Origin of the sequence: Streptomyces sp. NPDC079020 (assembly GCF_044542225.1) — a bacterium.
GTDB lineage: Bacteria > Actinomycetota > Actinomycetes > Streptomycetales > Streptomycetaceae > Streptomyces.
In genome coordinates this window covers 777,760-800,193 of the sequence record NZ_JBITUB010000001.1, presented here as the reverse complement: position 1 = coordinate 800,193, position 22,434 = coordinate 777,760, and the positions used below count along the sequence as shown (strand labels likewise).

The 22,434-nt window shown below is 70.8% G+C and carries 19 protein-coding genes, 2 tRNA genes and 1 pseudogene; 20 read left to right on the top strand and 2 right to left on the bottom strand.

Annotation, left to right across the window (positions count from 1 at the left end; translation table 11 throughout):
- Positions 1–5: 5 nt before the first annotated feature.
- From ACIGJO_RS03650 to ACIGJO_RS03640, 3 genes are all read left to right on the top strand, one after another.
- A complete protein-coding gene (locus ACIGJO_RS03650) occupies positions 6–1,289 on the top strand; it encodes a glutamate-5-semialdehyde dehydrogenase (RefSeq protein ID WP_399951433.1) in 1,284 nt (427 codons plus the stop codon).
- Between the two features lie 386 nt (positions 1,290–1,675).
- Positions 1,676–2,293 (top strand): hypothetical protein, encoded by a 618-nt coding sequence (locus ACIGJO_RS03645; RefSeq protein WP_399951430.1) that lies wholly within the window; start codon positions 1,676–1,678, stop codon positions 2,291–2,293.
- A 206-nt stretch (positions 2,294–2,499) separates the two neighbouring features.
- Positions 2,500–3,633 carry a hypothetical protein gene (locus ACIGJO_RS03640; RefSeq protein WP_399951427.1) on the top strand — a complete coding sequence of 378 codons (1,134 nt, stop codon included), beginning with the start codon at positions 2,500–2,502 and terminating at the stop codon, positions 3,631–3,633.
- Here the strand turns inward: ACIGJO_RS03640 and ACIGJO_RS03635 are convergent.
- Positions 3,563–4,669 (bottom strand): M48 family metallopeptidase, encoded by a 1,107-nt coding sequence (locus ACIGJO_RS03635; RefSeq protein ID WP_399951424.1) that lies wholly within the window; start codon positions 4,667–4,669, stop codon positions 3,563–3,565. The genes ACIGJO_RS03640 and ACIGJO_RS03635 overlap by 71 nt on opposite strands.
- 112 nt (positions 4,670–4,781) lie before the next feature.
- On the opposite strand from ACIGJO_RS03635, the gene ACIGJO_RS03630 reads away from it, so the two are divergent.
- The 16 genes and pseudogenes from ACIGJO_RS03630 to ACIGJO_RS03555 all read left to right on the top strand — a co-directional run bounded on the left by ACIGJO_RS03630 (position 4,782) and on the right by ACIGJO_RS03555 (position 20,990).
- Entirely contained in the window at positions 4,782–4,934 is a 153-nt protein-coding gene (locus tag ACIGJO_RS03630) for a hypothetical protein (RefSeq protein WP_198953220.1), read from the top strand.
- An 84-nt stretch (positions 4,935–5,018) separates the two neighbouring features.
- Complete coding sequence (locus ACIGJO_RS03625) at positions 5,019–5,180, top strand: hypothetical protein (protein WP_399951422.1); 162 nt, start codon at positions 5,019–5,021, stop codon at positions 5,178–5,180.
- Between the two features lie 38 nt (positions 5,181–5,218).
- Positions 5,219–5,836: a nicotinate-nucleotide adenylyltransferase gene (nadD, locus tag ACIGJO_RS03620; protein WP_266930586.1), complete on the top strand. Its 618-nt coding sequence runs from the start codon at positions 5,219–5,221 to the stop codon at positions 5,834–5,836.
- 19 nt (positions 5,837–5,855) lie between these two features.
- Positions 5,856–7,715 (top strand): LytR C-terminal domain-containing protein, encoded by a 1,860-nt coding sequence (locus ACIGJO_RS03615; protein WP_399951419.1) that lies wholly within the window; start codon positions 5,856–5,858, stop codon positions 7,713–7,715.
- Positions 7,716–7,851: 136 nt separating this feature from the next.
- Positions 7,852–8,283, top strand: coding sequence for a ribosome silencing factor (rsfS, locus tag ACIGJO_RS03610; RefSeq protein ID WP_073765960.1), 432 nt, complete (start codon positions 7,852–7,854; stop codon positions 8,281–8,283).
- A complete protein-coding gene (locus ACIGJO_RS03605) occupies positions 8,280–8,933 on the top strand; it encodes a histidine phosphatase family protein (RefSeq protein WP_399951740.1) in 654 nt (217 codons plus the stop codon). The genes rsfS and ACIGJO_RS03605 overlap by 4 nt, the downstream gene beginning before the upstream one ends.
- Positions 8,934–9,049: 116 nt before the next feature.
- Positions 9,050–9,122 (top strand) — tRNA-Ala (locus tag ACIGJO_RS03600).
- 435 nt (positions 9,123–9,557) lie between these two features.
- Positions 9,558–9,791 carry a hypothetical protein gene (locus ACIGJO_RS03595; protein ID WP_073216832.1) on the top strand — a complete coding sequence of 78 codons (234 nt, stop codon included), beginning with the start codon at positions 9,558–9,560 and terminating at the stop codon, positions 9,789–9,791.
- A gap of 125 nt (positions 9,792–9,916) precedes the next feature.
- Positions 9,917–9,989, top strand: a tRNA-Ala gene (locus ACIGJO_RS03590).
- A 321-nt stretch (positions 9,990–10,310) separates the two neighbouring features.
- Positions 10,311–13,184: a leucine--tRNA ligase gene (leuS, locus tag ACIGJO_RS03585; RefSeq protein WP_399951415.1), complete on the top strand. Its 2,874-nt coding sequence runs from the start codon at positions 10,311–10,313 to the stop codon at positions 13,182–13,184.
- 163 nt (positions 13,185–13,347) lie between these two features.
- The gene (locus ACIGJO_RS03580) at positions 13,348–14,118 is read left to right on the top strand and encodes a hypothetical protein (protein WP_399951413.1); all 771 of its coding nucleotides are present in this window, start codon (positions 13,348–13,350) and stop codon (positions 14,116–14,118) included.
- 138 nt (positions 14,119–14,256) lie between these two features.
- Entirely contained in the window at positions 14,257–15,102 is an 846-nt protein-coding gene (locus tag ACIGJO_RS03575; protein ID WP_399951411.1) for a DegV family protein, read from the top strand.
- Positions 15,103–15,853: 751 nt separating this feature from the next.
- Entirely contained in the window at positions 15,854–16,576 is a 723-nt protein-coding gene (locus ACIGJO_RS03570) for a helix-hairpin-helix domain-containing protein (RefSeq protein ID WP_399951409.1), read from the top strand.
- Positions 16,573–19,278: a ComEC/Rec2 family competence protein gene (locus ACIGJO_RS03565; protein WP_399951407.1), complete on the top strand. Its 2,706-nt coding sequence runs from the start codon at positions 16,573–16,575 to the stop codon at positions 19,276–19,278. The genes ACIGJO_RS03570 and ACIGJO_RS03565 overlap by 4 nt, the downstream gene beginning before the upstream one ends.
- Positions 19,279–19,497: 219 nt before the next feature.
- Positions 19,498–20,383, top strand: a pseudogene (locus ACIGJO_RS03560) (YceI family protein).
- 64 nt (positions 20,384–20,447) lie between these two features.
- Positions 20,448–20,990 carry a hypothetical protein gene (locus ACIGJO_RS03555; RefSeq protein WP_399951405.1) on the top strand — a complete coding sequence of 181 codons (543 nt, stop codon included), beginning with the start codon at positions 20,448–20,450 and terminating at the stop codon, positions 20,988–20,990.
- Here the strand turns inward: ACIGJO_RS03555 and ACIGJO_RS03550 are convergent.
- Positions 20,987–21,232, bottom strand: coding sequence for a hypothetical protein (locus ACIGJO_RS03550; protein WP_399951403.1), 246 nt, complete (start codon positions 21,230–21,232; stop codon positions 20,987–20,989). The two genes, ACIGJO_RS03555 and ACIGJO_RS03550, sit on opposite strands and share 4 nt — an antisense overlap.
- 83 nt (positions 21,233–21,315) lie before the next feature.
- Between ACIGJO_RS03550 and holA the strand changes: the two genes are divergently transcribed.
- Positions 21,316–22,302, top strand: a complete 987-nt coding sequence (holA, locus tag ACIGJO_RS03545) for a DNA polymerase III subunit delta (RefSeq protein WP_266930570.1) — start codon at positions 21,316–21,318, stop codon at positions 22,300–22,302.
- Positions 22,303–22,434 lie beyond the last annotated feature (132 nt).

The following is a 22,434-nucleotide window of genomic DNA, read 5'->3' as shown; positions in this document are numbered from 1 at the left end:
CGGGCATGACCACGCTTTCGCCGTACGACAACATGTCCCCGGTCGAGCAGGCCGCCTACCGGGCACGCGCCGCGGCCGCCGACATCGCGCCACTTCCGCGCTCCGCCAAGGACGACGCGCTCCTGGCGATCGCGGACGCGCTGGAGGTGCGCACGGGAGAGATCGTCGAGGCCAACGCCGAGGACGTCGCCCGTGCCCGCGAGGCCGGGACGAGCGAGGGAATCATCGACCGGCTCACCCTCACGCCCGAGCGGATCCGTGCCATCGCCGCCGATGTACGGGACGTGGTGGCGCTGCCCGACCCCGTGGGCGAGGTGGTGCGCGGGTCGACCCTGCCCAACGGCATCGACCTGCGCCAGGTCCGGGTCCCGCTCGGCGTGGTCGGGATCATCTACGAGGCCCGGCCCAATGTGACGGTGGACGCGGCGGCCCTGTGCCTGAAGTCCGGCAACGCGGTGCTGCTGCGCGGCTCTTCGTCCGCGTACGCCTCCAACACCGCACTCGTACGGGTGCTGCGCGACGCGGTCGGCGGCTCGGGCCTCCCGGCCGACGCGGTGCAGCTGGTGCCGGGGGAGAGCCGCGACTCGGTACGCGAACTGATGCGGGCCCGCGGCCTGGTCGACGTCCTCATCCCGCGCGGGGGCGCCTCCCTGATCCGCACGGTCGTCGAGGAGTCCACGGTCCCGGTCATCGAGACGGGCACCGGCAACTGCCATGTCTACGTCGACGCGTCGACGGACCTGGACATGGCCGTCGACATCCTGGTCAACTCCAAGGCGCAGCGCCCCAGCGTCTGCAACTCGGCCGAGACGCTGCTGGTCCACCAGGACATCGCCGCCGAGTTCCTGCCGCTCGCCCTGGACGCGCTGGCCGGGGCGGGGGTGACCGTGCACGCGGACGAGCGGGTGCTCGCCCACGCGGAGGGCTCCAAGGCCACGGTGGTGCCGGCGACGGCGGAGGACTGGGAGACCGAGTACCTCTCGTACGACATCGCGGCCGCGGTCGTGGATTCGCTGGACGCGGCCGTGGCGCACATCAGGCTCTGGTCCTCGGGCCACACCGAGGCGATCGTGACCACCTCACAGGCCGCGGCCCGCCGCTTCACCCAACTGGTCGACTCGACGACGGTCGCGGTGAACGCGTCCACGCGCTTCACGGACGGCGGACAGTTCGGGTTCGGCGCCGAGATCGGTATCTCCACGCAGAAACTGCATGCCCGCGGCCCGATGGGGCTGCCGGAGCTGACGTCGACGAAGTACATCGTCACGGGCGACGGCCACATCAGGTAGGCCTCGGAGGCTCTGGGGCCTACCTGGGCTCTGGAGATTCTGGAGGCCCTGGAGGCCCTGGAGGCCCCGCAGGCCCCGCAGGCCCCGCAGGCCCCGGGACTCGTGGTTGCCGGGGCCCGGAGCTCGCGGGCGCGGGCGCCGCGGGCCCCGGGCCTTGTGAGCGCCGGGCCTCGGGCCTCCAGGGCGTCAGGGCTCGTGCGACGCGTCACCCGGGTGGGTGGGTGTCCGCCCGGGGCATGCGCGGCGTCACCCGGGCGGGCGCACGGGCGGCATTCCGTCGGGCCCGGTGATTCTGCGGGCGTCCGGTGGGGCGGGCGGGGTGTACGGGACGGGTGAGTTTGCGGTGGTCCCTGCCCAAACCGCCCCGCCGCGGCTACGCTGAAGCTGTGCCGGACGACGTGGGGGGCAAGCCGTTCCCGGACGGCTGGGAGCCCGACGACGACCGCGGGGGCGCGGACGAGGACTTCGCCGCCGTGGTGTTCGACGAGGACTTCGTACGGGCCGCACCGGTCCATGAACCCACCGCGGTCGAGAGACTGCTCGCCGCCGCGCAGGCACGTGCCGAGGCCGAAGCGGCCCGGTCACGCCGCAGCGCCGGCCCCCTGGACGACGACCTCTACGACGACTACGGCCGGGACGGCACGTACGGCCGCGGGAGGGCTTACGGGGGCCCGCTGGACCCCGAGTGCGGCGACGCGGCCGACAGGAGCCCCTACGGGCGTCACGGCGGCTCCCTGCGCCCGTACCGGGGCGCCGCGCGCTGGCACCGCCCGGTGGCCTGGCTGCTCGCCCTGGTCATGGGTATCGGCATGGTCGCGCTGGCCTTCACCGCCGTCTACCGCGGCTCCTCACCCGGCCGGGGCGAGCCGCTCCCGCCGCCGGTGACCAGCGGCGTGGACAAGCCAGGCGCCGCCGAACCGGGCTTCGAGAGGCCCGGTGCCGCTCCCTCGGCCTCGGCCGACTACTCCCGCCCCGCGGTCTCCGCGGTACCGCGCACCCCCTGAACCAGCCGCCGCAGGCCCTTCACCCGCGGCCTCACCCGTCTCCCCGGCCAGTTGCCTCCCGCCTCCGCGTTTACGTCCGGGCCGATCGACCTACCCTGAAGATATGGCCCCTCTTCCGAGGGGGCTTCTCACTGCCGTACGCCTCCCGGCCGAAGCAGACCGTTGCACACCGATCTCGGCCGGTGGTGTGGAGATCGGGAGAAGTCATGACAGGCCGCGGAGATCCACCCGAAGGCCCGCCCGAGAACCCCGCGGGCGGCGAGGACGAGTACCGCTCCCTCGTCTTCGACGAATCATTCGTCCGGGCTGCCCGGCTGCAGGAGTTCTCAGCCCAGGAACGGATGGGCGAGCACGCCCGCGCGGTCCGCTCCCTCCCTCCCGGACACCCTTCCCGCCGTTCCCGGAGCGGCTCCCGGGCCGCCATAGCCCTCGTCGTGCTCATCGCCCTGGCCTTCTCCATGGCCGTCTACATCGGGTTCCGCCATCCCTACCCCCAGCCCGCCGCCCGGCGCGCCGAAACCCTGCGGTCCATCGTGGTCCCCCTCGCCCCCCGCGGCACCGTGCCGGGCGGCACCCCCGAACGCCTCTACGCGACAAGCCCCGCCGCGGAATACCCGACGGGCGCCGAGGGCATCAACTTCCCCGCGGTGCGGCGTACGCAGAACTTCTCGGACAGCCAGGTGACGGCTGCCCTGGCCACGGCCAAGGACTACCTGGTGGAGTCCTCGCTCAACCCCGATGTGCTGGGCGGTCATGCCCTGCGCCCCGTCGAGCAGCTGCTCGACCCCGACCAGACGGCCCAGTTCGAGCGGAGCATGAAGGCCCCCGCCGACGACGGACAGCACGCCGCGACCGGCTGGCTGGTGCGCTTCGACCCGGCGGACGCGGAGCTGGCGGACCCGCAGGTCCGGGTCCGGGGCACCCTCGCCTACGCCGAGGCGGAAGGCGGCACCCTGGAAGTGGTCTCGGACCACACCTTCACCTACACCCTGCGACCCGCGGCCGGGGGATCCTCCGGGACGGACGACGCCTCCCTGTTCACCGTGCGGCGCGAGCTGCACTTCCGGTTCGACCGGGAGGACCTGCGGCTGCACCGGACGGAGCTGCGCGAGGCCTATGTGCAGGCCGGGCCGCAGTCCTGCTCGGCCGACGCCGCGGGGACGCTGCGTCCGCTGCTCGCCGGGGAACGGACGGACGGCCGCGGCCCGGCGGGTACCGACCCGTACACCACGGGCCGGCCCACGGGGGCGCTGTGCGGGACCCTGGCGGTCAGCCCCCAGCCGTCCCCGGCCCCTCCTCAGGGTCCTGAGGGCGGCCGGACCCCTCCGGCCCGCCCTTAGCGGGACCGCCGCTGCCTCCGCCGGTGAACTTGTCGCGCAGCTTGCCGCCCAGGTCTCCCGCACCACCGGCGATGTCGCCGACGAGCTTCATCAGCGGGTCCTTGCTGGTGCGCACCGTTTCGGCGTAGTGCGAGGCGGACTCCCTGAACGAGTCCGTCACCGAGGTGTCCTTGTCCTCGTCGCGCCGCGGGTAGTGGCCGTCCATGATCCGCTGGTAGTCGCGGGTCTCCGACCACTTCTTCAGCTCGGCGGCCCGCACCGTGGTGAACGGGTGTGTCCGGGGCAGCACATTGAGGATCTTGAGCACGGAGTCGCGCAGGTCGCCGCCCTTCTCGTACTCGTCGGCCTGCGCGAGGAAGGCGTCCACGTTCATCTCGTGGAGGTGATTGCCACCGGCGATCTTCATCAGACCCCGCATCGAGGCCTTGAGGTCCTGACCGACCAGCAGCCCGGCCCGGTCCGCGGACAGCTCGGACTTGCGGAACCACTCGCGCAGCGCCGTCACGATCGCCATGATCGCGACATTGCCGAGCGGAATCCAGGCCACCTTCAGCGCCAGGTTGGTGAGGAAGAGCAATATCGTGCGGTACACCGCGTGCCCCGAGAGGGCGTGGCCCACCTCGTGTCCCACCACCGCCCGCATCTCCTCCTCGTCGAGCAGCTCCACCAGACCCGTCGTCACCACGATGATCGGCTCGTCGAGCCCGATGCACATGGCATTGGGCTGCGGGTTCTGGCTGACATACATCGGCGGGACCTTCTCCAGGTCCAGGATGTAACAGGCGTCCCTCAGCATGTCGTTGAGGTGGGAGAACTGAGCGTCGCTCACCCGGACGGAGTCGGACAGGAAGAGGAGTCGCAGACTGCGCTCCGGAAGCAGCCCGCTCAGGGCCTTGAACACGGTGTCGAAACCGCTCAGCTTGCGCAGGGCGACCAGCGCCGAACGGTCCGCCGGGTGTTCGTACGCCCGGGAGGAGATTCCCGGGAATCGCGTGCGCTGCCTGCTCGGCACGTTCTCGTGACTGCTGTCGGTCATGGATGGCCCCCTGTTTCGTACGAGACGTCGCCCGTCCCCCTGACAAATCCCAGCGTATGTGCTGGCGCTACGGTGTGCGGGGGGCTGTGGATAACTTTGAGGAGCGCCCGAAATGCCGCACACCGTCGCACTGCTCGCCGCCGCATCCGAGGAGCAGGGGCCGGGCAACACCCTGCGGATCGTGCTGCTCGTCTCGATCGTCGGAGCAGCCCTGCTCGCCTGGTTCCTGCTGCGCGGATACCGCAACGACGACAACAACGACTGAGTCGGCGTGAGCGTGCCCGGGGCGCCCGCATACGATGTGCCCGACGTCTTCCTTCCGACTCCCGATCGATAGGTCCTGCTGAAGATGAGCCTCACGAGCACCGCACACCAGCTGGTCACTCTCGCCTCCGAGGGTGGCGAGGGCGGCAACCACGCAAGCCTCAACCCCTACCTGACCGGTGGTGGCGCCCTCTTCGCGCTGCTGTTCCTGCTGTGGGTCACCACCCGCTTCAACCGCGACCGCTGAGGCGGGGGCGTACAACCGTGCCAGTAGGCTCTGCACGCATGGGAGAGCAGGAAGTGCCTACCGGCCGCGTCAAGCGCCGACTCGGCGTGATGGGCGGGACGTTTGACCCGATTCATCATGGACACCTGGTGGCGGCCAGCGAAGTGGCCGCCCAGTTCCATCTCGACGAGGTCATCTTCGTCCCCACCGGGCAGCCGTGGCAGAAGAGTCACAAGCAGGTCTCCCCGGCCGAGGACCGCTATCTGATGACGGTCATCGCCACGGCGTCCAACCCGCAGTTCTCGGTCAGCCGCAGCGACATCGACCGTGGCGGACCGACGTACACGATCGATACGCTGCGGGACCTGCGCGAGGTCCATGGCGACGCGGACCTCTTCTTCATCACCGGCGCCGACGCGTTGTCCCAGATCCTCACCTGGCGGGACGCGGAGGAGCTGTTCTCGCTCTCCCACTTCATCGGTGTGACCCGGCCGGGTCACGTGCTCACGGACGACGGACTGCCCAAGGGCGGAGTCTCCCTCGTGGAGGTTCCGGCACTGGCGATCTCGTCCACCGACTGCCGCGGGAGGGTCGCGCAGGGGGATCCGGTCTGGTACTTGGTGCCGGACGGAGTGGTCCGCTACATCGACAAGCGCCAGCTGTACCGCGGCGAATGAGCCACGGAGAGGGGCACCGGTGAACGACCGACAGAACCCGTACGACCCGTACTACCAGCAGCCGCAGATCGTCGGCTACGACGAGTACGGGCAGCCGGTGTACCAGCAGCAGGGGCAGCAGCAGTACGACCCCTACGCCCCTCAGCAGGGCCAGGATTTCCAGCAGGGCCAGCCGGGTCAGGAGTTCCAGCAGAGCCAGGAGTTCCAGCCGGGTCAGGAGTTCCAGCAGGGTCAGGTTCCGGACCAAGGGTACGGCTACGACCCGTACGGGCAGCCCCAGCAGCCGGAACACTCCCCGTACCCGCACCAGTCGCAGCACGCCCAGCACCCCCAGCAGTACGACCCCTACGCGGAGCAGCCCCAGCAGGGGCAGGGCGCCGATCAGGGGTACGGCTACGGGAACTACACCGACTACGGGTACGGCACCGCCCAGCAGCCCGGCGCGGTCGACACCGCCGAACAGTGGAACATCCCGCATCAGGGAGCCGCCCCGCCCCAGGCGCAGGCCCCGGCCCCCGTCGCCGCTCCCGTTTCCGCGCCCGCCCGGCCGGCCGAGGAACCAGCCGACGAGCCAGTGGCGGATCCGGAGCTCGTGCTGCCGGAGCAGAGGCGCCCCGCCGCCGACTACCGCACCGAGCAGTTCTCGTTCATCGAGGAGCCCGACGAGGACTCCGAAGACGTCATCGACTGGCTGAAGTTCACCGAAAGCCGCAGCGAACGGCGCGAGGAGGCACGGCGCAAGGGCCGCAACCGGATGGTCGCGCTGATAGTCGTCGTCGCCCTCGTGCTCGTCGGCGGGGTCGGCTACCTCTGGTCCGCGGACAAGCTTCCCGGCCTCTCCGGCTCGGACGGGAAGAACGGCACCACCGCCGGCCCGCAGCAGCGGGACGTCATCGTGGTCCATCTGCACGACACCAAGAAGGGCGGCACCGCCACGGCGCTGCTCGTCGACAACACCACCACGAAGCAGGGCACCACCGTCCTGCTCCCCAACTCGCTCGCCGTCGCCTCCGACGACGGCGCCACGACCACCACGCTGGGCAAGTCCGTCGAGGACGACGGCAGCACCGGCACCCGTGAGTCGATAGACAGCCTCCTGGGCACCAGGATCAGCGGTACGTGGCGGCTGGACACCCCGTACCTGGAAAACCTCGTCGAACTGGTCGGCAACATCGAGATCGACACCGATACCGATGTCCCCGATGCCAAGAAGGGCGCCTCGCCCCTCGTGAACAAGGGCGAAGCCCAGACGCTGAGCGGTCCGATGGCCGTCGCGTACGCCACCTACCGGGGTGAGGGCGAGCCCGAGACGAAGCAGCTGACGCGGTTCGGCGAGGTCGTACGGGGTGTGCTGCGCAAGCTCTCCGAGGACCCGAAGGCCGCGACGGTCACCGTGGAGACGCTGGCGCAGATCCTCGACCCGTCACTGCCCGAGCAGGACCTGGGCGCGTCCCTGGCCAAACTGGCGGGGCATGCCAAGGTCGGGGACTACAAGACGGAGCTCCTGCCGGTCCAGAACGACGGCACTCTCTCCGACGAGGCCACGGAAAGCGTCGTCAAGGACGTCCTGGGTGGCGCGGTCAAGGCCCCGGAAGCGGGCGCACCGGTCCGGGTCGGTGTCCGGAACGCCACCGGAAACGCGGCTGCCGGCGACCGGGCCCGGGTCCAGCTGGTCAATGGCGGTTACGCCTACGTCGACGGGGGGAAGGCCGGCGCCGAGGCGTCGTCCGAGGTGCTGTACCGGACCGCCGAGGACAAGGCGAAGGCGACGGAGGTCGCCAAGACCCTGGGGCTGTCCGAGGAGGATGTGAAGCAGGGCAAGCCCGCCGTGAACGCGGACGTGACGGTCGTGCTCGGCCAGGACTACAAGATCAAGTAGCGGGGTGGGGGCCGGACGGTACGGAGGCCGGCGCCCCGCGCCGGCCTCCGAAGAGCGCGGCGGCAGATCGCAGTAGGGGCTGTCGGCGGTCCGTGAGACCCTAGAGGTTGATCTGACCGCCGACGAAAGCCTGCATGTGACCGCCACGGACCGCTCCATCGAGCTCATCAACGCCGCCGCTCAGGCGGCCGCCGACCGGCTCGCGCACGACATCATCGCCTACGACGTCAGCGATGTGCTGTCCATCACCGATGCCTTCCTGCTGGCCTCGGCTCCGAACGACCGCCAGGTCAAGTCGATCGTCGACGAGATCGAGGAGCGGCTGCAGAAGGAGCTCGGCGCCAAGCCGGTGCGCCGTGAGGGCGACCGCGACGCCCGCTGGATCCTTCTCGACTATGTCGACATCGTGATCCACGTTCAGCACAGCGAGGAGCGTGTCTTCTACGCGCTCGAACGCCTGTGGAAGGACTGCCCCGAGATCGCGCTCCCCGAGGACGCCGTCAAGACCCGGGGCAAGGCCGAGGAGCACGCCCAGCTCAACGGCGGCACGGAAGGTGACCGGAGCTGAACGGCGGCAGCAGCGGCAGGGGCCGCAGGATCGTCCTCTGGCGACACGGTCAGACGGCATGGAACCTGGAGCGCCGTTTCCAGGGCTCCACGGACATCGAGCTCACCGAGACCGGCGTCGGGCAGGCCCGTCGGGCCGCCCGGCTGCTCGCCTCGCTGAAGCCGGACGCGATCGTCGCCTCGGACCTGCGGCGGGCGGCGGCAACGGCCGCTGAGCTCGCCGCCGTCACGGGCCTCCAGGTCGCCCACGACTCCGCGCTGCGCGAGACGTACGCGGGCGCCTGGCAGGGCCTGACGCACGAGGAGATCGTCGGACAGTACGGCGAGCAGTACGCGGCCTGGAAGCGCGGCGAGCCCGTGCGCAGGGGCGGCGGTGAGCTGGAGACCGAGGTCGCCGACCGGGCCGCCCCGGTCGTTCTGGAACACGCCGAGAAGCTGCCCGACGGGGGCACGCTGGTCGTGGCCAGCCACGGCGGCACGATCAGGACGACCATCGGCCGGCTGCTGGGCCTGGAAGCGCACCACTGGGAAGGGCTCGGCGGGCTCACCAACTGCTGCTGGTCCGTGCTGGGTGAGGGCGCGCGCGGCTGGCGCCTGCTGGAGCACAACGCCGGCACGCTGCCCGAGCCGGTGCTCGGCGACGACGACTAGGCAGTGCCCACAGGCCGTCCCGGGGCGGCGTCGGCCGGATTTCACTTTCTGGCTGGTCACACGCTAAAGTTCTTCTTGTTCGCAGCGCGGAAACGCAGGGAAACACAGCGGACAGCGGGGCTATAGCTCAGTTGGTAGAGCGCCTGCATGGCATGCAGGAGGTCAGGAGTTCAATTCTCCTTAGCTCCACAATCAAGATCCCGTCCCTTTCAGGGGCGGGATCTTTTGCGTGCCCCCGGTGCTTCCTGGTGCTCTCCGGCCGTCGGTACCCCGACCGCTCCCGCCCGTACCGCGACCGCTCCTGCCCGCACTCCGACTGTTCCCGTCAGCCCTTTCGTCCGCTCTCCGTCCGTTCGCGGGCTGACCCTCTTGCGGGGTCATGGCAGAATCGGACCGCCGGAGGGGGCGATGGACCGATCGGGAGGGAGCGCGATGCCTGCGAGTCGCGAACAGGTCCCCGACCTGCCCGTTGTTCCCGCCCCGCCCTCCGGCTTCGTAACTCCCGAAGACCGATCCCGTCCCGGCTGCCCGTCCTGCGGCTCGTCCCACGTGGCCCAAGTGCTGGGTGACAACGGCGGGGTCTCAAGCGTGTGTACGGCCTGCGGCCACAGCTGGAGCTGACTGATGGGTGCACACAGGCGGAAGTGCGACTGGTGCGGCAGCGGTACGCCCATCGTCAGGGACATGGACCCGGTCAATCCGGAGTACCAGTACTGGTGCGAGGAGTGCGCGCGGGCGCTGATCATAAAAGGCGACCCCATCGAGACCTACCGCGAGCTGGAAGGGGAGCCGATCTACGGGCGGCTCTTGGAGGAGCACTGCACCCTCAAGCGCTTCTACTCCTTCGCGACAGCCTGAACCTTCAGGGCGACCTGAGTGAAATTCGGGCATAACGGTTCACATGGGAAACGATTTGGTGGATGACCGGGGGGACCGTGTAATGTTCTCGATGTCGCCAAGGGAAACCGGGCGGCGGACAGCAAGGGGCTATAGCTCAGTTGGTAGAGCGCCTGCATGGCATGCAGGAGGTCAGGAGTTCAATTCTCCTTAGCTCCACAGTAGGGAAGCGGGTCATCCGGATCGGATGGCCCGCTTCTCGTTGTCGTCCCGCGCGCCGAAGGCCTCTGCGGTGGACCCGGCGGAGCGTCCGCGGGCCGGTTGCGTCCGGCACGGCTCCGGGCCCGTGCGGTACCCTGACGCCATGCGTGCCGTACGCCTTCTGCTTAGTGAGCCGCGCTGATCAGTCCCGACCGGTGAGAATGCCTGGTCGGAATCGGCGCGGCGTCCCCTCCTGTGCGAGGGGATTTTTCGTTTCCGTAGACGCGTGTCCGTAGACGTGGACGCCGGCAGATGACGATCGATGGAGCTTTGAGGATCATGAGCGAGACGAATTCCGCAGCCGAGACGGCCGCGCCGCACCGCTACACGGCGGCGATGGCTGCCGACATCGAGGCACGCTGGCAGGACTTCTGGGACGCCGAGGGGACGTACGAGGCGCCGAACCCGACCGGCGATCTGGCGGACAACCCGGAGCTGGCCGCGAAGCCGAAGAAGTTCATCATGGACATGTTCCCGTACCCCTCGGGTGCGGGCCTGCATGTCGGCCACCCCCTGGGCTACATCGCCACCGACGTCTACGCCCGTCACCAGCGGATGACCGGCCACAACGTCCTGCACACCCTGGGCTTCGACGCCTTCGGGCTGCCCGCGGAGCAGTACGCCGTGCAGACCGGCACGCACCCGCGGGTCTCCACCGAGGCCAACATGGAGAACATGAAGGCCCAGCTGCGCCGGCTGGGACTGGGCCACGACAAGCGCCGCTCGTTCGCGACGATCGAGGCCGAGTACTACCGGTGGACCCAGTGGATCTTCCTGCAGATCTTCAATTCCTGGTACGACGCGGAGGCGGGTAGGGCGCGTCCGATCGGTGAGCTGGTCGCGCAGTTCGAGAGCGGGCAGCGCGCGACCCCCGACGGTCGTGACTGGAGTGCGCTGAGCGCCACCGAGCGCGCCGACGTCCTGGGCGGGTACCGCCTGGCGTACGCCTCCGACGCCCCCGTCAACTGGTCGCCGGGCCTGGGCACCGTGCTGGCCAACGAGGAAGTCACTGCGGACGGCCGGTCCGAGCGCGGCAACTTCCCGGTGTTCAAGGCGAAGCTGCGGCAGTGGAACATGCGGATCACGGCGTACGCCGACCGGCTGCTGGACGATCTGGACGCGCTGGACTGGCCCGAGGCGATCAAGCTGCAGCAGCGGAACTGGATCGGGCGTTCCGAGGGTGCGCGCGTCGATTTCCCGGTGGACGGCGCGGGCAGCATCACGGTGTTCACCACCCGCCAGGACACGTTGTTCGGTGCGACGTACATGGTGCTGGCGCCGGAGCACGATCTGGTCGAGCGGATCATTCCGGCTGCGTGGCCGGAGGGTACGCAGCCGGTGTGGACCGGTGGTTATGCCAGCCCGGCCGAGGCCGTCACCGCCTACCGGAAGCAGGCGGCGGCGAAGTCGGAGGTGGAGCGGCAGGCCGAGGCGAAGGACAAGACGGGTGTGTTCACCGGCGCGTACGCGACCAATCCGGTGAGCGGTGAGAGGGTGCCCGTCTTCATCGCGGACTACGTCCTGATGGGCTATGGCACCGGCGCGATCATGGCTGTTCCGGCGCACGACGCGCGTGACTTCGCGTTCGCGCGGGCTTTCGGGCTGCCGGTGCGCTGTGTGGTGGAGCCGTCGGACGGCCGGGGGACGGACGCCTCCACCTGGGAGGACGCGTTCGGTTCGCACGACGCGAAGCTGGTCAACTCCGCGAATGACGACATCTCGCTGGACGGGCTGGGTGTTGTCGAGGCGAAGGCGCGGATCACCGAGTGGCTGCAGGCGCGGGGTGTGGGCGAGGGGACGGTCAATTTCCGGCTGCGTGACTGGCTGTTCAGCCGTCAGCGGTACTGGGGTGAGCCGTTCCCGATCGTGTACGACGAGGAGGGTGTCGCTCATCCGCTGCCGGAGTCGATGCTGCCTCTGGAACTGCCGGAGGTGGAGGACTACTCGCCGCGGACGTTCGATCCGCAGGACGCGGACAGCAGGCCGGAGGCGCCGTTGTCGCGGAACGCGGACTGGGTGAATGTGACGCTGGACCTGGGTGACGGGAGGGGCCCGCGGAAGTACCGGCGTGAGACGAACACGATGCCGAACTGGGCGGGTTCGTGCTGGTACGAGTTGCGTTATCTGGATCCGTTCAACAGCCGGCAGCTGGTCGATCCGGCGATCGAGGAGTACTGGATGGGGCCGGGTGAGGGGCGGCCCGGTGGTGGTGTCGATCTGTACATCGGTGGTGCGGAGCATGCGGTGCTGCATCTGCTGTATGCGCGTTTCTGGTCGAAGGTGCTGCATGATCTGGGGCATATCTCGTCGAGCGAGCCGTTCCACAAGCTGTACAACCAGGGCATGATCCAGGCTTTTGTCTACCGTGACAGCCGTGGGATCGCGGTGCCGGCCGCCGAGGTCGAGGAGCGGGACGGGAAGTTCTACTACCGGGGTGAGAAGGTCGGCCGGGTTCTGGGGAAGATGGGCAAGTCCCTGAAGAACGCGGTGACGCCGGACGAGATCTGTGCGGAGTATGGGGCGGACACGCTGCGTCTGTACGAGATGGCGATGGGTCCGCTGGATGTGTCGCGGCCGTGGGACACGCGTGCGGTGGTGGGGCAGTACCGGCTGTTGCAGCGGCTGTGGCGCAACGTGGTCGACGAGGAGACCGGTGAGGTCACGGTCGTGGACGCGGAGCCGGGTGTGGAGACGCTGCGGGCGCTGCACAAGGCGGTCGACGGGGTGGGCCGGGACATGGCTCAGATGCGTTTCAACACGGCGATCGCGAAGGTGACCGAGCTGAACAATCATCTGACGAAGGCAGGGGGTCCGCTGTCGCGGTCGGTGGCGGAGCGGCTGGTGCTGCTGGTGGCGCCGTTGGCGCCGCATGTGGCGGAGGAGCTGTGGCGGCGTCTGGGGCACACGGGGTCGGTGGTGCACGAGGCGTTCCCGGTGGCGGATCCGGCGTATGTGGTGGACGAGACGGTGACGTGTGTGGTGCAGGTGAAGGGGAAGGTCCGGGCTCGTCTGGAGGTGTCCCCGGAGGTCGGGGACGGTGAGCTGGAGGCTCTGGCGCTGGCCGATCCGGCGGTGGTCGCCGCGCTGGACGGGGCCGGGATCCGCAAGGTCATCGTCCGCGCCCCCAAGCTGGTCAACATCGTCCCGGCCTGATGACCGCGGTGCACGGGGGGTCCGTGATGGCCCCGGCGCACGGTTAGGGCATTCCCCTACGGGCAGGTTGGGGGTTCCGGAGGAACCCCTGGCCTGCCCGTTCCGTTTACGGTGGAGGGGGGCACCGGTACCGGCAGCCGCATCGACCTACCGAGGGGCGTTCATGGAAGCCGTGATCACGATCGTGGCGCTTCTTTTCGTCGCGTTCGTCGCACTGGGTGTATACGCCGGTGTCAAGGCGATCGGCGCGGCCAAGCGTGGCGTGGACCGCACGATCACTCAGGCACGCCGCACGGTGGAGGACACCACCCTGCGGGCCAAGAGCTTCGGACAGGTGGGCGTCGCGGGCACACTCGCTCAGCTGCGGCTCGATCTGCGCACGTCCATGCGGGCGACGCAGGAAGCGCTGCAGGCGGGCCTGGCCGAGGACGCCTCGCTCTCGGAGTCGCTGGGCCTGTTCCAGCGGCTCAGCGTGCACGGACGCGAGCTCGACGACGAGCTGAAGCGGCTGGAGCGCGAGCCGGACCGGGCGACGGTCGCCGCGCTGCTGCCGAAGCTGAAAGAACGCACGGAGCGGATCACGCACTCGGCGGACTCGCTGCGGTGGGCGGCGCGCGACCGCGCACAGCGGTTCAACGAGGATGATCTGGACGCGCTGAACGCGCAGATCGACGTCGAGGCGGGAGCGCTGCGGCACTGGACGGTGGCGGACCCGCAGGCACAGCCCACGCAGCACGCACAGCCCTCGCAGCCTTCGCAGTCCTCTGCGACGGGCATGGGCGCGGGCACCGGGCCCGGGAGCGGCAGCACCGCCGAGGAGACCTGGCCCGGCCCGGCGCACGCGGAGGGGCCGCAGGCGATCACAGCGCCGGACCCACGACTGCGGACGGGCTACCCCTGGCAGAAGTCGGCCAGGCCGGAGACGACCAACTGACACGCCCGCAACGCCCGGCCGGACCTGCGACATCCCCGGCGGGCGGGAGTGGCAGGATGCGTTCCGGGGCGGCCCCGACTGATCAGCGGGCCGGGGCCGGGCTGCCGCACCCCCGCCCCGGAAGGTAACCTCCGGCTCATGTCCCGCCATGTCGCGATCGTCACCGATTCAACGGCCCATCTGCCGCACCAGACGATGGAACGGCACGGCATCACCTCGGTGCCCCTGACCGTCGTCCTGGGGGATCAGGCGCTGGAGGAGGGCACCGAGATTTCGGCCCGCTCGCTGGCCCTGGCGTTGCAGAAACGGCACTCCGTGACGACGTCGCGGCCCAGCCCCGAGGTTTTCGCCGCGGCGTACCGGGCCGTCGCGGAGGCCGGGGCGACCGCCATCGTGTCCCTGCATCTGTCGGCCGAGCTTTCGGGAACGTACGACGCCGCGCTGCTCGCGGCCAAGGACGCCCCCGTGCCGGTACGCGTGGTGGACACCGGAATGGTCGCCATGGCGCTGGGATTCTGTGCCCTGGCGGCGGCGGAGACGGCGGATGCGGGCGGCAGCCTGGACGAGGCGGTCGCGGCGGCGGAGAAACGGGCCGAGGGAACCTCCGCGTATTTCTATGTCGACACGCTCGACTATCTGCGCCGCGGCGGCCGTATCGGAGCGGCACAGGCGCTGTTGGGATCCGCGCTCGCGGTGAAGCCGATCCTCCAGTTGGGCGACGGCCGGATCGAACTGCTGGAGAAGGTACGGACGGCGTCCAAGGCCATCGCGCGCCTGGAGGAGATCGTCGCCGAGCGGGCCGGAGTGGGCCCGGTGGACATCGCCGTGCACCATCTGTCCGCGCCGGACCGCGCCGAGGCACTGGCCGAGCGGCTGCGCGAGCGGATCCCGGGACTGGTCGATCTCCATGTCAGCGAGGTGGGCGCGGTGATCGGGGCCCATACCGGGCCGGGGCTGCTGGGTGTGGTGATCTCGCCGCGCTGAGGCCGCTGGGCCTGGTGACTTCCGCCGAGCCGGGGGCCGCCGGAAGGGGAGCGGGAAGCGGCGCGGGAAGCGGCGCGGGAAGCGGCGCGGGAGGCGGACGCACCCGGAGGAGTGGCGAAGTTATCCACAACTGGGCAGTTATCCACGGGAATCGGGGCTGCTCAGCGGGTTCGGCCGGGTGTGTCTAACGTCGTGAGGCATGGCCCTGCGATCACCTCAAACGCCCACCGTTTCCACGCCTACTTCCGCGTCCACGCCGAGTTCTGTATCCGCACCCGATCCTGCACTCGATCCCGGTTTTGGTCCTCTTTCTGGTCCTGCCCCTGGTCCTGCTGGTCCCGTCGTTGGTCCTGCTCCTGATTCCTTACATCCTTCAGGTTCCCCGCCCGGTCCTGCTTCCGGTTCCGGTCGCGCGCGGCATGGTCCCGGCAGGGGTCCCAGTGGCGCGGCGGGCAGAGGACCCGGTGCCCGTCATGGCCGACGGCGGTCTCCGCGCGGACAAGCCGCGGCTGTCGCCGCAGCCTCGCGCCGTCGGGCGGATGCGCTGCTGATCGGTGCCTATGACGGGGCGCGCGGGCGGACCGCGGCGGCGGACCCGGTGACGGAGACCTCGGCTCAGCCCGGACCGGAGGCGGGTCCGCGGACGCGGACGGCGGACGGGCCGTTACGGGGTTCGGCGCCTCAGGACCGCCCCGGTGCCGCTCCACCCCTCACACCCTCCGGCGGACAGGGCACGCGCCTGTCACGGCGGATGGAGGCGGTGCTCGCACTCCGGGACAGGCTGCCTCTCTGGCTGCGGCTTCGGTGCGGACTGGAGCCGAAGACGTTCGCCGCGCTCGCCGTGGTGCTGGTCGGAGCCGCGGTGCTCGCCGCGGTGCACTTCTGGTCAGTGCGCCCGCAGCCCGTGCGTGCTCCCGAGCTGATGAAGGGGGGCGAAGCGGTATCGGCGGCCGTGCGGGAGCCATCGGGCCCCGGCTCCGCCGCGCCGCCCGTGGGGAGGGACCCGGGGCGGCCGGCCGCAGCCGATACCGGGCGGATCGTTGTCGATGTGAGCGGCAAGGTGCGGTGGCCGGGTGTCCGGAGTCTGCCGGTGGGTTCGCGGGTGACCGACGCGTTGAAGGCCGCCGGAGGCGTGCGCGAGGGCACGGATGTCACCGGCATCAACCGGGCGAGGGTTCTCATGGACGGCGAGCAGGTGGTGGTGGGACCGGTCGCTGTTCAGCCCGGCTCCGGGACACCGGGCGGCGGTGGGGGTACGCCTGCCGGGCCGCCTGGGGCGACAGCGCCGGTCAGCCTGAACACGGCGAGCGCGGAGCAGCTCGAAACCCTGCCAGGGGTCGGCCCCGTCCTCGCGCGGCACATTGTCGACTACCGCACCGAGCACGGCGGTTTCCGCTCCGTCGACGAACTCCGTGAGGTCAAGGGGATCGGTGACCGCCGGTTCGCGGACCTTGAGCCTCTGGTCCGGCGATGAGCAGTAGCGAGGCGGCGCCCGGGACGGAGCCCGAGGTGACCCCCGGGGCGGACGCCGGCCCTCACGGGGCGTCAGGGCGACGGCTGGGCGTCCCGGACCCTCGCCAGGAAGAGGCGGTCGACCTGCGGCTCGTTCCGCCCGCGCTGGCGGTCTGGGCTGCTGCGGCGCTCGGCCTCGGAGCCCCGGGGCGGTGGACGGCGGGAGCGGCCGCGGTCTGTGGCGGCGTCGCTCTGGTGCTCCTGGCCATGTCACGCCGGCCGATCTCGGCGGACCGGTCGGTTTCGGCTGACCGGTCGACTTCAGGGTCCCGGTCGACTTCGGGATCCCGGTCGGCTTCGGGCGACCGGCCGGCTTCGGCGGACCGGCCGAGGCGGACGGGGGCCGCCGCGGTGGGGGCCGTCCTGCTGTGCGTGGCCGCGGGGGCGGCAACCGCCGGGTTGCACGGGGCGGATGTGCGGCGGGGGCCCGTTCCGGCTCTGGCGCTGTCGCACGGGCGGGTGGACGCGGAGGTGACCGTCACCTCCGATCCCCGGCAGGCCCGGCCGCAGGTCCGCGGTGACCGCAGCACCCCTGTCACATTGCTGCTCGACGCCGAGGTCGTCCGGGTCACCGCCCCGGACGGTGCCGTCACCCGGGGCCGCACGCCGGTCCTCGTCATGGTCTCGCCCGGCGACGCCGTGACGCCCTGGCGTCAGCTGCTGCCGTCCACCCGGCTCCGCCTCGCCGGCCGCCTCGCGCCGCCGCTGCACGAGGGGGAACGCATCGCCGCCGTCCTGCGGGTGGAGGGAGAGGCACCACCCCGGATCGCCGGCGACCCGTCGCCCCTCCAGCGCACGGCGGGGACTCTGCGCGCCGGGCTGCGCAAGGCGACCGATGGGCTCGACGCCGACGCGCGGGCGCTGCTCCCGGGCCTGGTGGTCGGCGATACCTCCAGGGTCACGCCCGACCTGCACGAGGCATTCAAGGCCACCGACCTCACCCACCTGCTGTCCGTTTCGGGAGCCAACCTGTCGATTCTTCTCTTCCTGCTCATCGGACCGCCCGGGACCTCTCTGCGTGCCGAACGGCGCGGCCTGGCGCCCCGGTTGGGAATCTCCCTGCGGTCGACCGCGCTCATCGGCGGTGCCCTGGCGCTCGCGTTCATCGTTGTCTGCCGCCCCGAACCGAGTGTCCTCCGCGCGGCGGCATGCGGCATGATCACCTTGCTCGCCATCGGGACGGGGCGGCGCAGATCGCTGGTTCCCGCCCTGGCGGCGGCTGTTCTGCTTCTGCTGCTGTACGACCCATGGCTGGCGCGCAGTTACGGATTCCTGCTGTCCGTGCTGGCCACCGGCGCGCTGCTCACGCTCGCGCCCCGGTGGAGCGCGGCCCTGCGACGGCGACGGGTTCCGCCCCGGCTCGCCGAGGTGCTGGCCGCTGCCGCTGCCGCCCAGGCGGTGTGCGCGCCCGTGGTCGTGGTGCTTGCCTCCCGGGTCAGCCTTGTGGCGATCCCCTGCAATCTGCTCGCCGAGTTCGCGGTGGCGCCCGCGACGGTTCTCGGGTTCGCCGCACTGGCGGTGGCCCCGGTGGCCATACCGGTGGCCGAGGTGCTGGCCGGGGTCGCGGGGTGGCCGGTCGGATGGATCGCGTCCGTGGCCCGGACCGGGGCGGGCCTGCCCGGAGCGGAGGCCGGGTGGCCCGGAGGGTGGGCCGGTGCCGCGTTGCTCGCCGCAGTCACGTGCCTGGTCGTGCTGTCCGCCCGGCGGCTGGCCCGCCATCCGTGGGTCTGCGCCACAGCCGCGCTGGTTCTGGTCCTCGCGCTGCTGCGGCCGGTGCCGCTGACCCGGATCCTGACCGGCTGGCCTCCGCCCGACTGGGCGTTCGCGCTCTGCGACGTCGGGCAGGGCGATGCCATGGTGCTCGCCGCGGGGGAGGGTTCGGGGGTGGTCGTCGACACCGGGCCCGATCCCCGGCCGGTGGACCGGTGCCTCAGGGATCTGGGGATCACACGGGTGCCGCTGCTCGTGCTCACCCACTTCCACGCCGACCATGTCCGGGGGCTGCCGGGTGTGTTGCGCGGGCGGACGGTGGGCGCGATTCAGACGACGAACCTCGACGAGCCGCCGGAGCAGGCCGCGTTCGTCCGGAGGGCGGCGGCCGCCGCAGGAGTTCCGCTGGTACGGGCCGTTCCGGGGGAGCGCCGCCGCGTGGGACCGCTCGACTGGCGCGTCCTCTGGCCGGGCGGTGGCCCGGGGCGAGCGGTGCCGGCAGAGGCGGTGGCGGGCGGTGTGATGCCCGGCAGTGCGGTGGCAGGAGGTTCGGTGCTCGGAGGTACGGGGGAGCGCGCTGGGACGGAGGAGCCGAACGACTCCAGCGTTGCTTTGTACGTCCGGGTGGCGGGCGGGCCGTCGCTGTTGCTTCTCAGGGATCTCGAACCTCCGGCCCAGCAGGGGCTGTTGCGTACGTATCCGGCGTTGCCGCGGGTGGATGTCCTCAAGGTGGCGCACCACGGCTCCGCGTTCCAGGACGCCGCGCTGATGCGCAGCGCGCGGCCGGGGCTGGCTCTCATCTCCTGCGGCGCGGACAACCCGTACGGCCATCCGTCCGCTCGTACGGTCGACGCGCTCAGGGCCGGGGGAGCGAGGGTGCTGCGTACCGACAGGGACGGTGCCATCGCCGTGACGGGGGCGGGGAGGGAGCTGCGGGCGGTGGGCCGCTCATGATGACGCGCGTGACAGTCACCGGCGAAAGGGGTAGTAGGCGGCGGAACAGTCAATTGGGACCTTCGGTGATGCCTGCGTACAACCCACTACGAGATCTCCGTTTGCCTCGAACGTCGCATCAGTGGTCGAATGCATGCTCGTCGGCGGGCCGCTGCTCCGACAACGACGTCCTGCCGTCAGGGGCCCTGAAGTGTGAACCGTCACTGGGGTGAGTGAGAGATGTTCGGCCGCTGGCTGGGAAACAGAAGTCAGACGGGCGCCGTGGGTGGCGGAGCCCTCGCCGGGCTCGTGGTGCCCCGGTCCGCGGGTGTGCTCAGCTGCCGGGTGCTGGACCCGGTCAGCGAGCCGGTGCGACAGGCCGAGTACGTCGTGACCGACAGTGCGGGGCGCAAGGTCGTCGCCGGTGAGACCGACCCGTTCGGCACGGTCCTGGCCACCGTTCCGGCGGGCGACTACCGGCTGGCGGTCACGGCCGAGGGGTTCACGCCGTTCCACGGGGCGGCCGTTGTCTCCGAGGACGGGCACGCGAGCCTCGGTGATGTGACCCTCCAGGTGGCGCAGCCCCCGCAGTTGCCCGACCCCGGTGAGTGGGAGGTCGAGCCCAGCCACTCCCAGATCGGCTTCACGGCACGTCATATCGGCATGGCCCGTATCCACGGCAGGTTCAACAACTTCGCCGGTGCGGTACGGATCGCCGACCGCATGGAGGACTCCGCCATGCATGTGGTCATCGACGCGGCGTCGATCGACACCAACGTCCAGATGCGCGACGACCATCTGCGCTCCAGTGACTTCCTCGATGTCGGGCGCTTCCCGACCCTGGAGTTCTACAGCGACCGCTTTGTTCACCGGGGCGGCAGCCGCTGGGGTGTCACGGGTGCGCTCACACTGCACGGCGTCAGCCGCACGGTGACGCTGGACACCCAGTACCTCGGTGTGGGCAACGGGCTGGGGGGGGGAGATGCGCGCCGCCTGTCGCGCCACCACGGAACTGCACCGGGAGGACTTCACCCTCACCTGGCAGACGATGCTGGCCCGCGGAATCGCCGCGGTCGGCTCCAGTATCTCCATCGACATGGACATCCAGATCGTCCCCAAGGGCTGAACTGGCATATGCCAAATGGAAACTTAAGTTACCAATATCGTCGTTGGTAACTATGGTTGTCGTCATGACGACGTCGGAGATCACCGAAGCGGAACAGGCAGCCCTCGACACCGCCCTCCTGGACGCACTCAACCCACTCGCCTCGGCCATGCGCGCCCGGGCCACCGGGCTTCCCGGGGACCGGATGTGGGACGCCGACCCCATGGATGTGACCCTGTCGGTCCTCGCCACCTGGAAGGTGGTGGACGCCGAGGTCAAGCGGCTGACGGCGATGGCGGCGAGGACCGCCGGCTCCTACGGCGCGAGCTATGAGCAGATGGGCGCCGCCTGGGGCATCACCCGGCAGGGCGCCCGCAAGAAGTGGCCCGATGCCATCGCCAGGCCGGTGGCCGCGCGGGTGAACACCGTGGAACTCTGCGGTGGCACCGCGGAATTGGTGGCGGACCCGGTCTCCGGCGGCTGGCGGTGGACCGGGCTGGGCGCCGACGGGACACGCGGCGAAGCCGACGACACCACGTGGCACGGCACGAAGGAGGAAGCCGCCGCACACGCGGGCGCGTTCCTCAGCGAGCACGCGGCCGAGCGGCCCGGGACGGACACGCCCTAAGGAGCCTCCAGCCACCCCTCGTACTCCACGGCGAACGCGTCGAGCGCGGCGGCGTCCAGCTTCCCGGCCGGGTCCTCCACGACCACCAGCCACTGGGCGTCCTCGGCGTCGTCCTCGCCGGCCAGCGCGTCCCGTACGAGCTGTGGTTCCTCACTCACCCCGAAACGGTCGGCGAGCTCTCCGGCCACCTCCTCCGCGGTATCGCGGTCGGGCAGCACCAGCACATGTCTCACATCGCTCACCTGCCCATTCTCCGGTACGGGCAGGAGTGCGCGGGACCCCGGAGGACCTGTGCTGTCAGTGGGGCGTGGGATGCTGGAACGCGATGGCCACCAGGAAGAATTCTGCCGACGATCCGCTCGCCCCCGTCACGCTCGCCGTGGGCCAGGAGGACCTCCTCCTGGACCGTGCGGTGCAGCAGGTGGTGGCGGCGGCCCGTGCCGCCGACGCCGATACGGACGTCCGCGACCTCAGCTCCGACCAGTTGCAGCCCGGCACGCTCGCCGAGCTGACCAGCCCGTCACTCTTCGCCGAGCGCAAGGTGGTGATCGTGCGCAACGCGCACGATCTCTCCGCCGACACCGTCAAGGACGTCAAGGCGTATGTGAACGCGCCGGTCGAGGAGATCACCCTCGTCCTGCTGCACGCCGGAGGCGCCAAGGGCAAGGGCCTGCTGGACGCCGCGCGGAAGGCCGGGGCGCGTGAGGTGGCCTGCCCGAAGACGACCAAGGCGGCCGAGCGGCTCTCGTTCGTCAGATCCGAGTTCCGGGCGCTGGGGCGTTCCGCGACCCCCGAGGCCTGCCAGGCCCTGGTCGACTCCATCGGCAGTGATCTGCGGGAGCTGGCCAGCGCGGCGTCCCAGCTGGTCGCCGACGTCGAGGGCACGATCGACGAAGCGGTCGTCGGGCGCTACTACACGGGCCGCGCCGAGGCGTCCTCGTTCACCGTCGCCGACCGGGCGGTCGAGGGCCGGGCAGCGGAGGCGCTGGAGGCGCTGCGCTGGTCGCTGTCGACCGGTGTCGCGCCGGTCCTGATCACCAGTGCGCTGGCACAGGGGGTGCGGGCGATCGGCAAGCTGTCCTCGGCCAGGGGCGGCCGGCCCGCCGACCTCGCCCGTGAGCTGGGTATGCCGCCATGGAAGATCGACCGGGTGCGCCAGCAGATGCGGGGCTGGACGCCGGACGGGGTCGCCGTGGCCCTGCGGGCCGTCGCGGCGGCCGACGCGGGAGTCAAGGGCGGCGGGGACGATCCGGAGTACGCCCTGGAGAAGGCCGTCGTGGCGATCGCGCGGGCGGCGCGCTCAGGGCGTTAGCCGCCTCTCCCGGCCGTCCGCCGGTCACGGCACCAGGAGTCGGCACCGTGCGCACGGCGCCAGGAACCGGCGCCGTCCTCACGGCACCAGGGACCGGCGCCGTCCTCACGGCCCACGGCCCACGCCACCAGG